18 protein-coding genes, 1 tRNA gene and 1 pseudogene are annotated in these 14,914 nt (G+C 66.6%); 13 read left to right on the top strand and 7 right to left on the bottom strand.

Features of this window, described 5'->3' with window-relative positions; genetic code table 11:
- The 4 genes from BM075_RS25065 to BM075_RS23495 form a co-directional block, all read left to right on the top strand.
- A partial coding sequence (locus tag BM075_RS25065) for an EF-Tu C-terminal domain-related protein (RefSeq protein ID WP_093363049.1) occupies positions 1-91 on the top strand: 91 nt, incomplete at its 5' end.
- A gap of 126 nt (positions 92-217) precedes the next feature.
- A complete protein-coding gene (locus BM075_RS23505) occupies positions 218-610 on the top strand; it encodes a VOC family protein (protein ID WP_093363048.1) in 393 nt (130 codons plus the stop codon).
- Positions 611-706: 96 nt separating this feature from the next.
- Entirely contained in the window at positions 707-1,711 is a 1,005-nt protein-coding gene (locus BM075_RS23500; protein ID WP_093363047.1) for a class I SAM-dependent methyltransferase, read from the top strand.
- 61 nt (positions 1,712-1,772) lie between these two features.
- Positions 1,773-2,594 carry an SDR family NAD(P)-dependent oxidoreductase gene (locus BM075_RS23495; RefSeq protein WP_093363046.1) on the top strand — a complete coding sequence of 274 codons (822 nt, stop codon included), beginning with the start codon at positions 1,773-1,775 and terminating at the stop codon, positions 2,592-2,594.
- 12 nt (positions 2,595-2,606) lie between these two features.
- Here the strand turns inward: BM075_RS23495 and BM075_RS23490 are convergent, their stop codons facing one another.
- The gene (locus tag BM075_RS23490) at positions 2,607-2,996 is read right to left on the bottom strand and encodes a hypothetical protein (protein ID WP_093363045.1); all 390 of its coding nucleotides are present in this window, start codon (positions 2,994-2,996) and stop codon (positions 2,607-2,609) included.
- Between the two features lie 186 nt (positions 2,997-3,182).
- On the opposite strand from BM075_RS23490, the gene hemF reads away from it, so the two are divergent.
- The 4 genes from hemF (at position 3,183) to BM075_RS23470 (ending at position 6,304) form a co-directional block, all read left to right on the top strand.
- Positions 3,183-4,073: an oxygen-dependent coproporphyrinogen oxidase gene (gene hemF, locus BM075_RS23485; RefSeq protein WP_093363044.1), complete on the top strand. Its 891-nt coding sequence runs from the start codon at positions 3,183-3,185 to the stop codon at positions 4,071-4,073.
- Positions 4,064-4,789, top strand: coding sequence for a GNAT family N-acetyltransferase (locus BM075_RS23480; RefSeq protein WP_342741277.1), 726 nt, complete (start codon positions 4,064-4,066; stop codon positions 4,787-4,789). Before hemF ends, BM075_RS23480 begins: the two co-directional genes overlap by 10 nt.
- Positions 4,684-5,292, top strand: a complete 609-nt coding sequence (locus BM075_RS23475; RefSeq protein WP_342741276.1) for a GFA family protein — start codon at positions 4,684-4,686, stop codon at positions 5,290-5,292. The genes BM075_RS23480 and BM075_RS23475 overlap by 106 nt, the downstream gene beginning before the upstream one ends.
- A gap of 151 nt (positions 5,293-5,443) precedes the next feature.
- Positions 5,444-6,304, top strand: a complete 861-nt coding sequence (locus BM075_RS23470) for a DUF2189 domain-containing protein (RefSeq protein ID WP_093363051.1) — start codon at positions 5,444-5,446, stop codon at positions 6,302-6,304.
- Between the two features lie 3 nt (positions 6,305-6,307).
- Here the strand turns inward: BM075_RS23470 and hemE are convergent, their stop codons facing one another.
- Complete coding sequence (gene hemE / locus BM075_RS23465; protein ID WP_093363041.1) at positions 6,308-7,348, bottom strand: uroporphyrinogen decarboxylase; 1,041 nt, start codon at positions 7,346-7,348, stop codon at positions 6,308-6,310.
- A gap of 105 nt (positions 7,349-7,453) precedes the next feature.
- Here hemE and hemC point away from each other — a divergent pair, with 105 nt between their 5' ends.
- Entirely contained in the window at positions 7,454-8,416 is a 963-nt protein-coding gene (hemC, locus tag BM075_RS23460) for a hydroxymethylbilane synthase (protein WP_093363040.1), read from the top strand.
- Between the two features lie 53 nt (positions 8,417-8,469).
- Here the strand turns inward: hemC and yidD are convergent, their stop codons facing one another.
- Genes yidD through rpmH form a run of 3 tightly spaced genes read right to left on the bottom strand, consistent with a single transcriptional unit; the run spans position 8,470 to position 9,220 of the window.
- Positions 8,470-8,715, bottom strand: coding sequence for a membrane protein insertion efficiency factor YidD (yidD, locus tag BM075_RS23455; protein WP_093363039.1), 246 nt, complete (start codon positions 8,713-8,715; stop codon positions 8,470-8,472).
- Positions 8,712-9,086: a ribonuclease P protein component gene (rnpA, locus tag BM075_RS23450; RefSeq protein WP_093363038.1), complete on the bottom strand. Its 375-nt coding sequence runs from the start codon at positions 9,084-9,086 to the stop codon at positions 8,712-8,714. Before rnpA ends, yidD begins: the two co-directional genes overlap by 4 nt.
- Positions 9,086-9,220 carry a 50S ribosomal protein L34 gene (gene rpmH, locus BM075_RS23445; protein ID WP_012177012.1) on the bottom strand — a complete coding sequence of 45 codons (135 nt, stop codon included), beginning with the start codon at positions 9,218-9,220 and terminating at the stop codon, positions 9,086-9,088. The genes rnpA and rpmH overlap by 1 nt, the downstream gene beginning before the upstream one ends.
- Before the next feature lie 289 nt (positions 9,221-9,509).
- Between rpmH and BM075_RS23440 the strand changes: the two genes are divergently transcribed.
- From BM075_RS23440 to BM075_RS23425, 4 genes are all read left to right on the top strand, one after another.
- Positions 9,510-10,241 carry a TVP38/TMEM64 family protein gene (locus BM075_RS23440; protein WP_093363050.1) on the top strand — a complete coding sequence of 244 codons (732 nt, stop codon included), beginning with the start codon at positions 9,510-9,512 and terminating at the stop codon, positions 10,239-10,241.
- Between the two features lie 3 nt (positions 10,242-10,244).
- On the top strand, positions 10,245-11,660 hold the full coding sequence (locus tag BM075_RS23435; protein WP_093363037.1) for a dihydrolipoyl dehydrogenase family protein: 1,416 nt from the start codon (positions 10,245-10,247) through the stop codon (positions 11,658-11,660).
- Between the two features lie 9 nt (positions 11,661-11,669).
- Positions 11,670-13,076, top strand: coding sequence for a sensor histidine kinase (locus tag BM075_RS23430; protein ID WP_093363036.1), 1,407 nt, complete (start codon positions 11,670-11,672; stop codon positions 13,074-13,076).
- A gap of 57 nt (positions 13,077-13,133) precedes the next feature.
- A tRNA-Arg gene (locus BM075_RS23425) sits at positions 13,134-13,210 on the top strand.
- 293 nt (positions 13,211-13,503) lie between these two features.
- Here the strand turns inward: BM075_RS23425 and BM075_RS23420 are convergent.
- Positions 13,504-14,088, bottom strand: a pseudogene (locus tag BM075_RS23420) (poly-gamma-glutamate hydrolase family protein).
- A gap of 551 nt (positions 14,089-14,639) precedes the next feature.
- Positions 14,640-14,914: transposase (locus tag BM075_RS23415; RefSeq protein ID WP_177208467.1), on the bottom strand; the 275-nt coding region annotated here is incomplete at its 5' end.

The following is a 14,914-nucleotide window of genomic DNA, read 5'->3' as shown; positions in this document are numbered from 1 at the left end:
GCCGATCGCGATGGAAGAGAAGCTCCGCTTCGCCATCCGCGAAGGCGGCCGCACCGTCGGCGCCGGCGTCGTCTCGAAAATCATCGAGTAAGTCGTCCCTTCACCGGGACCTGCGGGCCGCCCTTCGGGGCGGCCCGTTTCGTTCGGGCGCCCGTTGACTGTCCGCCGAATTGGTGAGCTAGGTTTGCCGGAATGCGACCGGCACGGGAGGCTTGCCATGATAGATCACATCGGATTCGCAGTTTCGGACATCAGCACTGCGCGGGATTTCTATGCCGCTGCCCTCGCGCCATTGGGCATCGAGGTGATGATGGAAGTCACCGAAGAGATGACCGGCGGCCACGGTGCCCACGTGGGTTTCGGAGGGGCGGACAAGCCGTATTTCTGGATCGGCAGTGGCCGCACCGCTGTGACTGGCGTCCATGTCGCCTTCGCGGCGCAGACGCGAGAGCTGGTGGATGCGTTCTACGCGGCGGCGATGGCGGCCGGCGGGACGGACAACGGCGCGCCGGGCCTTCGGCCAGAGTATCACCCCAACTATTACGGCGCCTTCGTGCTGGACCCGGACGGAAACAACATCGAGGCCGTGTGCCACGCACCGGTGGACTAGAAGCTTCGCCATTCGGGCCGCGGTGGTATGGCTCGGCGCGTGCCGGCGCCATTTTTCGCGTGACGCGGCCCGTCCTTGAAGGTAAACGCACCGCCCATGTCAGACAGCCGCCTGAGCCTTGCCCTGCAGATGGGCGCCGTCCACTTGCCCGCCACGGGTCAGATCGCGGTATTCCGCCCCCGCGGGGGAGCCGACCTGTCGGCGCTGCCGCGCGATCGGGTGGAGATCGTGCAGGGCCGGCGGGACGATCACGACGCCTGGGCCCGGATGGGATACCGGACGCACACGGCCGCGCCGGAGGATTTCGCCGCCGCCATCGTGGTGCTGCCAAGGGCCAAGGCCGAGGCGAAGGCGTGGATCGCGCGGGCGAGCGCCGCCGGGGCGTCCGTGATCGTCGACGGTCAGAAGACCGACGGGGTGGATTCGATCCTCCGCGAGCTGCGCCGCCGGGTGGAGGTCTCCGCCCCCTTTTCCAAAGCCCATGGGAAGATCTTCCAGTTCCAGGCCGCGCCCGGAACCCTCGCCGATTGGGACTTGCCACAGTTCCAGACGCTGCCGAACGGCTGGGTCACGGCGCCAGGCGCCTTTTCCGCCGACGGGCCGGACCCGGCCTCCGCCGCGCTGGCCGCCGCGCTGCCGGAGAAGATGCCGGGGCGCGTCGCGGACCTTGGCGCCGGATGGGGCTTCCTCGCGTTTCACGTGCTGCAGCGGCAGGGCGTGACGGAATGTGCGCTGGTCGAGGCGGAGCACGACGTGCTGGAGGCCGCCCGCAGGAACGTCCGCGACGACCGTGCGCGGTTCCACTGGGCGGACGCGACCACGTGGAGCGACCCGGAACCGTTCGACCACGTGGTTATGAACCCGCCCTTCCACATTGGCCGCGATGCCGACCCGGCGCTCGGCGCGGCCTTCATCGCGGCGGCGGCACGGGTCCTGTCGCCGCGGGGCACGCTCTGGATGGTGGCCAACCGCCATCTGCCCTACGAGGCGCCATTGCGCGCCGCCTTTGGCGAGGTCCGCGAGATCGACGGCCCGCCTGCCTTCAAGCTCTTCGCCGCCCGCCGGCCGCAGGGGCAATCCGCCGCGCGGCGCAAAGGCTGATTTCCACTAACATCCCCCACACGCCCGACGGGCAAACCCACGAGGACCGACAGGAACTCTCATGACTTTTGCCATCTCAGGAAAAACCGCCATCGTGACCGGCGCCGCCAACGGCGTCGGCCTCGCCATCGCCCGGCATTTCGTGGACCAGGGCGCCAACGTGATGTTTGCCGATATCGACGAGGCGCGGCTGAACGACGAACTCGGCGGCTCGAACGGCGAGGGCGGCCGCGGGACCGCCCGGGCCTTTGCCGGCGACCTGCGGGAACGGCTGACGATCGCCAACCTGATTTCGGCCACGATAGATTCCTTCGACCGGGTCGATATCGTGGTGAATGCCTCCCGCCAGATGGAGCCGTCCGACCCGCTCGACCCGGACAACGACGCCGTTCAGCTGCTGCTGGAGCAGAACCTCCTGACCGCGCTTCGCCTGAGCCAGGCCGCCGCCAAACGCATGATCCGGCAGGCCGAGGACGAGGACGAAGATAAGGAGCGGACGTCCATCGGATCGATCATCAACATGTCGTCGATTGCCGCCCGGCGAACGCACCCGAAACTGTTGGGATACTCGGTATCCACCGCGGCGCTGGACCAGATGACGCGCTCGCTCGCCGTGGCGCTGGCGCCGCAACGCATTCGGGTGAACGGCGTGTCCTTCGGCTCGCTGCTGTCCGACAGCCTGAAGGGCGCGCTGAAGCGGAACGCAGATTACCGCTCCGAGATCCGCGATCACACGCCGATGAAGCGGATCGCGAAGGCGGGCGAGGTGGCCGAGGCGGTGCAGTTCCTGGCGTCCGACGCGGCGGCGTTCATGACCGGCCAGATCATGACGGTAGACGGCGGCCGGACCCTGCTGGACCCGGTGACTGCGCCGGCGCACTGACGGGGCAGGAATTCAGGGCGACGGGTAGCGCGCGTTGCATTGCGCCAGCCGCGGACCGGCCTCCGCGGTCAGACGGGCGCGGGTCTGCTTCAGTTCGGCCAGCTTGCGCTGCTCGGCCGCGCGGTCGATAGTGACCGGCCGCTGCCGGTAGCGCGTCGTCGGCTGGTTGCAGTAGCTCCAGCCGACGCGATGGTACCCGCCGTTACCGACGCAAAGGTTCACGTTGCTTGTGATGTAAGGCTCTTCGTCAATCGCGTAGCCGCGGGAGAGATTGGCCTGCGTTTCCAGAATCAGGCGGTCGACGACGGCGATATCGCGGGTTGCCGAGCGCAGGCACCCCTCGCGCGGGGTGGCGCAGGCCGCAAGTGCCGGCAAGGCGAGCAGGAGAATCGCAGTTCTCATGTCTTAAACGATAGCGCTGGAAAGGCGCCGGTCCAGTCCTGTGGCGGGGGCTGGTCCGGGGGTCCGGGGGCTGCTAAGCCCGCAGCGGCGCTTCCGGGGCTCTGCCCCGGACCCCGGGATATTTTGGGACACAAGAAGCGGGGGGCGTCCCGGCGCGACAGACCGGGGGATCGTGGGGAGAGGGCGATGACAGGGACGATGGAAGAGCAGAAGCGGCGTGCGTCGGACTGGTTCCGGGAGTTGCGCGACCGGATCGTAACGGCGTTCGAGGCTTTGGAGGACAGCCAGACCGAGGGGCCGATGGCGGACCTTCCGGCGGGGCGGTTCGAGGTGACGGAGACCCGGCGGGCGTCGGAGGACGGGAGCGACGCCGGCGGCGGGCTGATGAGCGTGATGCGGGACGGGCGCGTGTTCGAGAAGGTGGGCGTGAACGTCTCCACCGTCTACGGCACGCTCGGAGATGCTGCGCAGAAGGCGATGGCGGCGCGCGGCGTGCCCGGGATCGAACGCGATCCGAGCTTCTGGGCGTCCGGCATCAGCCTGGTGGCGCATATGCAGAACCCGCACACGCCGGCGGTCCACATGAACACGCGGATGTTCTGGACGCCTTCCGCGTGGTGGTTCGGTGGCGGGTCGGACCTGAACCCCTGCATCGAGTACGACGAGGACACCGCGGCGTTCCACGCGGTGCTGGAAGAGGCCTGCGAGGCCCATGGGGCGGACTACTACGCGCGGTTCAAGGCCTGGGCCGATGAGTACTTCTTCGTGCCGCATCGGGGGCGGGCGCGGGGCGTTGGGGGGATCTTCTACGACGACTTGAATACCGGCGACTGGGAGGCCGATTTCGCCTTCACCCAGGCCGTCGGCGCGGCGTTCCTCCCGGCCTTCCTGCCGGTGACGGAACGGCGGCGCAACCAGCCCTGGACGGAGGCCGACCGGGACGCGCAGTTGGTGCACCGGGGGCTCTATGCCGAGTACAACCTTGTCTACGACCGCGGAACGAAGTTCGGCCTGGCGACGGGCCATGACGCGAACGCGGTGCTGATGTCGCTGCCGCCGGTGGCAAAATGGCCATGACGCGGTCGGCCCGGACGAACGAACTGGGCCAGCCCATCGGATGGCCGCTAGAGGTCTCCTTGCCCCGGCCCCGGCCGGTTCGCGCGGCGATGGATGGCCGGTTCTGCCGGCTGGAACCGGCGGACCCGGATGCCCACGCCCCGGAGTTGTTCGACGCGTTTTCCGCCAGCCGGGACGGCAGGATCTGGACCTATCTGCCCTATGGGCCCTTCGCGTCGGCGGAGGCGCTGGCCGGGTGGATACGGGAAAGCTGCCTCGGGGACGATCCGATGTTCTTCACCATCCGGGACGCGGACGGCGGGCGCTGTGTGGGGCTTGCGAGCTACCTGCGGGTGGACCCCGGCAACGGGTCGATCGAGGTCGGACACATCAATTTCTCGCCGTCGCTTCAGCGCACCCCAACCGCGACGGAGGCGATGTACCTGATGGCCGATCACGTCATGACCGACCTCGGGTATCGCCGCTACGAGTGGAAATGCGACGCGCTGAACGCCCCGTCGCGCGCGGCGGCGGAGCGGTTGGGGTTCACCTACGAGGGCACCTTCCGGCAGGCGACCCATTACAAGGGCCGGAACCGCGACACCGCGTGGTATTCCCTGACGGACGACGAATGGCCGCGCGTTCGTCGCGCCTTGCAGGACTGGCTCGATCCGGCCAACTTCGACGGCGCGGGCCGTCAGCGGCGGTCGTTGTCGGACATTCGGGAGGCCAGCTGAGGCTAGGCTCCGGTGGAGCAGAAGGGGAGGAGCCAATGCAAGGCCATTGCGATTGCGGAGCGCTGTCATACGAGCTGAGAGACACGCCGCTCTTCGTTCATTGCTGTCATTGCCGGTGGTGTCAGCGCGAGACAGGCTCGGCCTTCGCCTTGAACGCGATCATCGAAGCGGACCGGTTCGACGTCCTGTCCGGGACGCCGGAGATGATCGACACGCCAAGCGAAAGCGGGCGCGGGCAGAGGATCGCGCGCTGTCCCACGTGCAAGGTTGCGCTCTGGAGCACGTATTCCAACCCGTCATTCGTTTTCGTAAGGGTCGGCACGCTCGAGGACCCGGACGCCTGCCCGCCGGACATCCACATTTTCACGGAGAGCAAACAGCCCTGGGTCCTGCTGCCCGAGGGCACGCCGGCGATGGCGCAGTACTACGACCTCAAGCACCACTGGCCGCCGGAGAGCCTGGCCCGTCGTGAGGCGCTGAAGGCGCGGCTCGACCGGCGCTGAGTTCCGGATCAACTGACGCAATCGTGCGCAGCGTTGAACGACGTCAGACGGCCGGAATCGCCGCGTCGTGGTAAGCTGTTTGCAGCGAACGGGCGCCGCGCCCCTCTCGCCGCTAGACCCCGGACGGGGCGCGGAAAGAGGAGGAATGACCATGGTCAAGACAATCGGAAATCCCCTGTCCTGGTCGGCCCACGCCATCGGCTCCGCCGGACATGCTCTGGCAGGGGGCGTGACGCAGATCGGAGGGCACCAGGACGCCCCGGCCCACGTGCGCCAGATCGGCAGGAGCGACCTCCGCACGGCGCTTCGGAAGGGGCGGGACGACGCTATGGCGATGCGGAGCGACGTGGTGTTCGTCGTGCTGCTCTACCCGGTGATCGGCATCCTTCTGGTCAGCCTCGCGGACCGGATGCTCCTGCCGATGATCTTCCCAATGATTGCGGGGTTCGCGCTGGTCGGCCCGCTTGCCGCCGTCGGCCTCTACGAGATGAGCCGGCTGCGGGAGGCTGGCGAGGCGCCCGGGCTGTCGGCGGCCTTTGGCGTCGTGCGCTCGCCGTCCCTGGTGCCGATCCTGCTATTGGGGGTGATCCTGCTGCTGTGGTTCGCCCTCTGGCTCGGGGCGGCGCTGCTGATCTACAACGCCACCCTCGGCCCGCAACCGCCCGAGAACGCCGCCGGTTTTCTGGCCGACGTATTCACCACGCCCGCCGGCCTGACCATGATCGTCCTCGGCCTTGGCGTGGGGTTCGGATTTGCCTGCGTGGCGCTGGCAGTTTCGGTCGTGTCGTTCCCGTTGCTGCTGGACCGCGATGTGGGGCTGGTGAATGCCATCGTGACGTCGCTTCGCGTGACGCAGAAAAACCCGCGAACAATCCTGTCCTGGGGCGCCATTGTCGCCGGTGCACTGGTCCTGGGGATGATCCCGTTCTTTCTCGGGCTTATTCTGGTGCTTCCGGTGCTGGGGCACGCGACGTGGCATCTCTACCGCGCCGCGGTGGGCGGGCCGGACTGAGGTTCAGTCCCGCCCCGCTCGAACGGTGTCGATCATGAGCTGGACGTTCTCCGGATCGGCATCCGGCGTGATGCCGTGGCCGAGGTTGAAGATGTGCGGGCCTTTCGAGAACGCCTCGACGATCCGCCGCGTTTCCTCCACCAGCGCCTGTCCACCCGTCACCATGTGCGTCGGCGCCAGGTTGCCCTGCACGCAGCCATCCACCTGCACGTGTTTGGCCGCCCATTCGGGGCTGACCGAGTTGTCCAGCGCGACGCAGTCGGCGCCGGTCGCACGGGCAAACCCCACGTAGCGCTCGCCGGCTTCCCGCGGGAAGGCGATGATCGGCAGGCCGGGATGGCGTGCCTTGAGGTCGCTGATGATCCGCTTTGCGGGCTCCAGCGCGTACCGGTCGAAATCCTGCCCTTGGAGCGAGCCTGCCCAACTGTCGAACAGCTTCACCACTTCGGCCCCCGCCGTCACCTGGGCGGAGAGATATTCGATGGTCGCCTCCGTCAGCCGCTCGATCAGCGCCTCGAACAGCGGCCTGTTTTCGGTCATCAGGGCATGGGCCGGCCCCTGGTCGGGTGTGCCACGGCCGGCGATCATGTAGGTGGCGACGGTCCAGGGCGCGCCGGCAAACCCGATGAGCGTTGTTTCCGAGGGCAGTTTCCGGGTCAGAATCCGAAGCGTTTCGTAGACGGGAGAGAGCACCTCGTGAACGTCCCCCGCACCCTTCAGGGCATCGAAATCCGCCTGTTGAGTGACGGTCGACAGCCGCGGCCCCTCTCCGGTCACGAACCACAGATCCGCCCCAAGCGCTTGCGGGACCAGCAGAATATCGGCGAACAAGATCGCCGCGTCGAAGCCATATCGGCGGATCGGCTGCAGCGTGACCTCGGCGGCAAGCTCCGGCGCATAGCAAAGGGACAGGAAATCGCCGGCCTGCGCCCGCGTCGCCCGGTATTCCGGCAAGTAGCGCCCCGCCTGCCGCATCATCCAGATCGGCGGCACGGGCAGGACCTCTCCCGCCAGCGCGCGCAGCAGCACCTTGCTCTCGGCCATGATCTCTCCCTCTCCGCAACGTCCCGTTGGGTGCGTCCTCTTGGCGGCGAAGTCAACCCGCGCAGGAGTTGCCAGCACGCAGTCCGCCAATTATGCAGTCCTGCGATGACACAGCGCCTTCCATCTCCCGCCGCCCCCCTGCGGATCGGCACCCGTGGCTCGCCGCTGGCCCTGGCGCAAGCGCACGAGACCCGCGACCGGCTCGCCGGGGCATTCGATCTGCCGCAATCCGCCTTCGAGATCGTGGTGATCAAGACCGTGGGCGACAACCGCGCCCTGATTGCCGCGGACAAGCCGCTCAAGGACCTCGGCGGCAAGGGTCTGTTCACCAAGGAGATCGAGGACGCCCTGCTTGCGGGCCGCATCGACATCGCTGTGCACTCGATGAAAGACATGCCGGTCGACCAGCCCGAAGGGCTCGTGCTCGATTGCCATCTGCCACGGGAGGATGTCCGCGACGCCTTCGTCACGCTCATCGGCAGCACCTTCGCTGACCTGCCGGAGGGCGCTGTCGTCGGCACCTCCTCTCTGCGGCGGCGGGCGCAACTGCTCTACCGGCGCCCCGACCTGAAGGTGGTGGAGTTCCGCGGTAATGTGCAGACCCGCATGCGAAAGCTCGAAAACGGGGCGGCAACGGCGACGTTCCTTGCCTGTGCCGGTCTCAACCGGCTTGGTCTCGACGAGGTGCGCCGCACCCCCATCGACCCTGAGGACATGCTGCCCGCCGTCGCCCAGGGCGCCATCGGGATCGAGCGGCGGGAGGGCGACACCGACACCGCATCCCTGCTCGAGGCGATCCACGATGTGCCCACCGGTCAGCGGCTCGCGGCGGAACGCGCCTACCTGGCCCGGCTCGACGGCTCCTGCGAAACACCCATCGCCGGCCTGGCGGAGCTTTCGGACGGGCAGGTGACCCTCCGCGGCGAGATCCTGCGCCCCGACGGAAGCGATTGCCACGCCGATGCGGAGACCGCCCCCATCGAAGACGCCGCAGACCTCGGCCGCGCGCTCGCCGCCCGTCTGCTCGATCGTGCCGGGCCCGGCTTCTTCGACTGGCGCCAACACTGACGCTTCTTGTTGGGAAAAATACCCTCGCCGAAGGCGGGGCCGCGGAGCGGCCCTCAGCGGCGCTCGTGCTCCGGGTCCGTCCCCGGAACGGGGTCATACCCGCAGGAGCCCCAGGGATTGCATCGCGCAATGCGTTTGAGCGCCATCCACCCGCCGCGTAGCGCGCCGTGGGTGCGCAGCGCCTCCAGCGCATAGGCGGAGCACGTGGGCTGGTACCGGCAGCTAAACCCGACCCAGGGCGACAGGACGAGGCGATAGGCGCGCACGGGCAGGGAAAGGACCCAGGCCGCCGGGCTCATGGCGCGGGCGCCTTGGGCGCATGCACCGTCTCGACGGCGCGCCGCAGGTCGCCGAGGAGCAATTCGTAGGGCCGATCGGCCGTCGCGCCTGCACGGCCCACCAACACATAGTCCCACCCCGGCCGGCCCGCCTCGGGCAGGACCGTTCTGGCAGCTTCGCGCAACCGCCGCTTGGCCCGGTTGCGGGCCACGGCGTTTCCGACCTTCTTGGAACAGGTAAAGCCGACCCGCACGAGCGTCGGATCGGCTTCGGTCTCGCGGCGCTTGCGCGCCTGCAACAGAAATCCCGGCGTCCCGGCGCGTCCCGCGCGAGAGGCCGCCACGAAGTCCGCACGCTTGGTCAGGGTGGCCAAAGCTGGCCGCCCGGACATTATGCGCTCAGGGACTTCCGGCCACGCGCGCGGCGGGCGTTCAGGATCTTGCGGCCGGCCTTGGTGGCCATGCGCGCACGGAACCCGTGCCGGCGCTTGCGAACCAGGTTGGAAGGCTGAAAGGTGCGTTTCATCGCTCCGTCTCCGTCTTTTTGCTCAACAGCCCAAATCCGGGGCGGATTCGAAGGCTCGGATATCTCGAAGACCGCCGCTTAAGCGAGATCCTGTCCCAAGTCAATTCATCCGACGCCGGAAATCCTGCAACAATCGACGAAATCTCTCACGCCCATTGTTACAGTTTCTGTCCCCGGGACCGGTCATGGATCACGAATGCCAGAGCGACCCATCAAGCGGCCGTGATCCCCCTGTCGGAGAGGGGCGCAAAGCCGCATGTTGACGGCAATGATCAATACTGGACCCACGATGACCGACACCACCCACACCCAGCGCTCCGGCCTCTGGCGCGTGCTCCCGCTGGCGATCATCGGGCTCGTGGCCGCCGTGGGAGTGATGAGCTTCTCGGACACGCTCAGTTTCGAAACGCTGGCGGAGAATCGCGAGGCGCTTCTGGCCTATCGCGACTCGCACTACGGCGCGACGCTGCTCGTCTTCCTCCTGGCCTACACCGCCATCGTCGCCTTCAGCCTTCCGGGGGCGACAGTGGCCACGCTGGCCGGCGGGTTCCTGTTCGGGCTGTTTCCCGGCGCGCTCCTGAACGTGGCGGCCGCCACCGCCGGCGCGGTGCTGATCTTTCTCGCCGCCCGCTGGGGCCTGGGCGACGCGCTTGCGGCGCGAATGGACGCCTCGGCAGGGCAGGTCAAGCGCATCAAGGCGGGGATCGACGCCAACCAGTGGGAGATGCTCTTCCTGATCCGGCTGGTGCCTGTCGTGCCCTTCTTCGTCGCAAACCTCGTACCGGCGCTGGTGGGCGTGCCGCTGAGCCGGTTCGCGGTCACGACCGTTCTGGGGATCATCCCCGGCACCGTGGTCTACACCTCCGTCGGCGCCGGCCTGGGGGAGGTGCTCGCCGCTGGCGAACGCCCGGACATGGACGTCATCTTTTCACCCCACATCCTGCTGCCGCTTCTCGGTCTGGCCGCCCTGGCGGCGTTGCCCATGGTTCTAAGGGCGGTGCGGGGGAACGACAGGACGTAAGCAATGGAAGACATTCAAACCGACGTCTGCATCATCGGCGCCGGCTCCGCGGGCCTGTCGCTGGCCGCCGGGGCGGTTCAGATGGGCGCAAAGGTCGTGCTGATCGAGGCGGGCGAAATGGGGGGCGAGTGCCTCAACGTCGGCTGCGTCCCCTCGAAGGCGCTGATCGCCGCGGCGAAACAGGCACAGGCCCTGCGCTACGGCGCGTCGCTCGGCATCGCCCCGATTGAGCCGGAGGTCGATTTCGCAGCCGTCATGAAGCACGTGCACGGCGCCATCGCCGCAATCGCCCCCCACGATAGCCAGGACCGGTTCGAGGGGCTCGGCGTACGGGTGATCCGCGAGCGCGCGGCCTTCACGGCGCCGGACCGGCTGGAGGCCGGGCCGCACCGGATCTCCGCCCGCCGTTTCGTGATCGCCACCGGCTCCCGCCCCGCGGTTCCGCCGATCCCGGGGTTGGAGGAGGTGCCGTTCCTCACCAACGAGTCGCTTTTCGACCTGACCGAATTGCCCGAACACCTGCTCATCATCGGTGGCGGCCCGATCGGGCTGGAGATGGCGCAGGCGTTCCGCCGGCTGGGCGCCCGCGTCACGGTGATCGAAGCCGACGCCGCGCATGGCCGGGAAGACCCCGAACTGGCCGCGATTGTTCTGAAACGGCTCCGCAAGGAAGGGGTCGAGATCGTGGAGGGCGCCGTTGTGGAGCGCGTGTCCCAGCAGGACGGCGCGATCTCCGTGGAGACCGGCAACGGCACCCATGCCGGCTCCCATCTGCTGGTCGCCACCGGGCGCGTGCCCACGACCGACGGGCTGGGGCTGGACGCCGCCGAGGTGGAGCACGACAAGAAAGGCATCACCGTGGACGACCGCCTGCGCACGTCCAACCGCAAGATCTACGCGATGGGCGACGTGGCGGGGCAGGGGCAGTTCACCCACCTCGCTGGGTACCACGCGGGCGTTCTGGGCCGGACGATCCCGTTCGGCCTGCCCGCCAAGGCAAAAAACGGCCACATCCCGCGCGCCACCTACACCGACCCCGAACTGGCGCACGTTGGCCTGAGCGAGGCGGAGGCCCGCAAGCAGCATGGCGACGCGCTGGAGGTGATCCGCGTGCCCTACACGCAGAGCGACCGCGCCATCGCGGAGGGTCAGACGACGGGCCTGGTCAAGGTGATGGTCCATCGCGGCCGGCCCGTTGGCGTCGGCATCGTCGGCCACCAGGCGGGCGACCTGATCGGAACCTGGGCGCTCTTTCTCGCGAACGGGCTGAAAATGAAGGCCCTCAGCGACACGGTGCTGCCCTATCCGACACTGTCGGAGCTTAACAAGCGCGCCGCGGGTGCTTATTTCTCGCCCAGACTGTTTGAAAACATCTGGGTGAAGAGAGTGGTCGGCTTTGTCCAGCGCCACGTCCCGTAAGGCGGAGACATGTTCCTGAACTCCCTGTCCGGCAGATTCCTGATGCTGACGGTGGTCTTCGTCATGCTGGCGGAGGTGCTGATTTTCGTGCCGTCCGTGGCGCGGTTCCGGGAGGACTACCTGCTGTCGCGGCTGGAGCGGGCGCAAATCGCTTCTCTGGCCGTGCTGGCCTCGGAGGACATGCTCGACGAAGACCTGGAGAAGGAACTGCTGGAGAACGCCGGGGTCATGAACGTCGTGCTCCGGCGCGACGAGATGCGCCAGCTCGTGCTGTCTTCGCCGATTCCCGATCCGATCGAAGCCACCTTCGATTTGCGCGACGCCGGACCCTGGGACCTGATCCGCGACGCCATCGGTTGCCTGATCGACCCCCGGCCGCAGGTGATCCGGGTGATCGGCGATCCCGTGCAGAAGGCGGGCCTGCTGATCGAGGTCACGATGCCCACCGGCGAGATGCGCCATGCCATGCTGGATTACGGCCTTCGGATCCTGCTGCTCTCGGCCCTGATTTCCGCCGTCACGGCGCTGCTGCTCTTCCTGTCGGTGCGCGGCTTCCTCGTGGCCCCGATCCGGCACCTCGTGGACGCCATGCAGAGCTACGCCGCGGCGCCGGAGGACGCGCGCCGCATCATCGCGCCGGAGGCGAGCGTGCGGGAGCTGCGCGAGGCGGAGGACGCCCTGCGCTCCATGCAGACGGACCTCACCGGCGCGTTGCGGCAAAAGGAGCGGCTGGCGCAGCTTGGCGCGGCGGTGGCCAAGATCAGCCACGACCTGCGCAACATGCTGACCTCGGCCCAGCTTTTCGCTGACCGGATGGAGACCAGCGACGACCCCGCCGTGCTGCGGGCCGCGCCGAAACTGGTGAACTCGATCTCCCGGGCGATTTCGCTATGCGAATCCACGCTGGCCTTCGGCAAGGCGGAGGAGCCGGCACCCCGCCTGCAGCACATGCAACTCGCGCCCATCGTCTACGACGTCGTCGAAAGCGAGCGGCTGGCGGTGGGCGCCGACGATGTCAGCTACGGGGAGAACGTGCCAGCCGGAATGTACCTGCGGGCCGACCCGGAACAACTCTTCCGGGTCCTGACCAATCTCGTTCGCAACGCGCGGCAGGCGATCATCGCATCGGGCAAGGGCGGCGAGATCTGCATCTCCGCCGAGGAGAGCGACGACGGCTGGACCATCACGGTGGAGGACACCGGCCCGGGGCTCCCGCCCAAGGCGCGCGAGTACCTCTTCCAGCCTTTCCAGGGCGGTACCCGCAAGGGCGGCACCGGCCTGGGCCTCGCAATCTCCGCCGACCTCGTGCGCGGCCACGGCGGCCGGCTGGACCTGCGACGGACCGGCCCGGACGGCACCGTCTTCGCCATCTTCCTGCCGAAGGCGGTGATCAGCGCCCCAGAGGCCGCGGCGTAATTTTCTGCGGATTGCCCCTTGCATCGACCTGAGTCGGAGTCTAATTGAACGCCTCACGCGCTGGTAGCTCAGTTGGATAGAGTACTTGACTACGAATCAAGGGGTCGGGGGTTCGAATCCTCCCCAGCGCGCCACTTCTTCCATGTAGAACGTCAGACGAAATTGACTTTTACGTCATAAACTGACCCAATCACCGCGAACCGGATGATTGTGGATGAACCGCGAGTATCCGGTTCGTTCCCCTTTTTACGTGATGCTTCGCTAGATCTTTAGAACAGCGATGCGCAAAAAGCATCTATACCTGCTGGGACCGCCGCGGGACCGGCTAAGGCGCGAACGCCCGAGCCTGTCATTGATCGCCTCCCTCTGATGCTGCAACGCGGTCCGTAGAAAATGACATCTGTTGAAACTGCCGTATAGGCAGTGCTCAGATGGCGGACGCTGGCAGAACGGAAATTCGAACGGCTTCGCAGAAGGACTGGAGAAGGTTAGCATCGGCCACCAACTGGCTACGCAAGCGCCGTGAAATCTCGAGCTGCACACCCTCTCCCGCGCGCGTTCGGTTGCAGATATTTGTTCCTTCCAAACCTGGTAGCCTTTCGTTGAGCTCAGCCTTGAATCCTGCAACGCGCAGAGAGTCTCCGACAGCGTCACGTAGTTTAGTGGCGCGACCACCCAACCAAACCGCGTCAGCCCCTTCGTTGCGCCTTCCATGGATAGCAATGGCCGTCCAACATCTGCCGACAAGTGAGACGGCTTAAGGTTCGTCGAAACGATGGGAAGTTATGTGGAATTGGCCGTGTGGCCCAATCCGTAGAGCCTCGAAGGCGTAGAACGAGATATCCGAGCCAGCAATTGCCGTGGCGATCTCAGATGTATCAGGCTCTATCCATCCGCCATGCGGTGCCAGAATGACTGTCTCTGAGCCACGATCCAACACCTGGATGCGATAGTCGATGTCGAGCCGCTCGTTGGCGGCAAGCTCGAAGAAAGAGTTGTAGCGGTCGGTCATCATGAAACCCTCAAACATGCAAAAGAACACGTCAACCAATGAAAATCCAGATAGCTTTGGCCCACAGCCGACTACGGAGGAATGGGTGATCGCCGTGGTGCGGTTTCTTTGAACCGATCATCCGCGCACTGGCGCAGTGTGCGCTGAGCGGCCGAGGTCGCATTACAGACGAAGCCTTCATGCGGCGCTGCGCGGGCCGCGAAATCAGCTTGGCAGTGCCGCAAGCTGTTCCCGGCCCATACCTGTCATTCGAAAAAAGCGCGGCAGATGACTGGTCTTAGGCCAAGGGCCACATGCATCAGAAAAGCCTATTCTCTTGGAACGCGGGCAAGATCTATGCAATTAATCCAACATGCTGGGCTTTGGAATAGGACTCAGCTCAGAGAGCATGAGGCATGAGGCATGGGGCACAACTACAAACCAACCGCGATCACAAGAGTTGGCTTTGCATACCAGGACTTGGTTGCCGCAGAGACACTGCTTGATTTCTATCGGGTAGTGCCCCGAGAGATGGTGTAAGAGCGCCGACCTTCGGAGAGGTCCAAGGCTGATCAGGTCGCCACGGCGGACAGCCTAACGGTTGTAGTGTCGGTGACACGCGCCAGGCTTTCAAGAGACATGTATCTCCGTGCAACCGTCCATTCGTCATTGGTCTCGAGCATCAGCGCGCCGACGAGACGGACGATGGCCTCGTCGTTCGGGAAGATGCCGATGACGTCGGACCTGCGCTTGATCTCCCGGTTCACCCGCTCCAGTGGGTTCGTCGACGCGATCTGGGCCCAATGCTCACGCGGAAAATCCATGTAGGCGAGGACGTCGTCGCGCG

Source organism: Tropicimonas isoalkanivorans, from assembly GCF_900112335.1.
GTDB classification, from domain to species: Bacteria; Pseudomonadota; Alphaproteobacteria; order Rhodobacterales; family Rhodobacteraceae; genus Tropicimonas; species Tropicimonas isoalkanivorans.
Note: the sequence above shows the minus strand (reverse complement) of the source record. Positions and strands in the feature narration are given on the sequence as shown.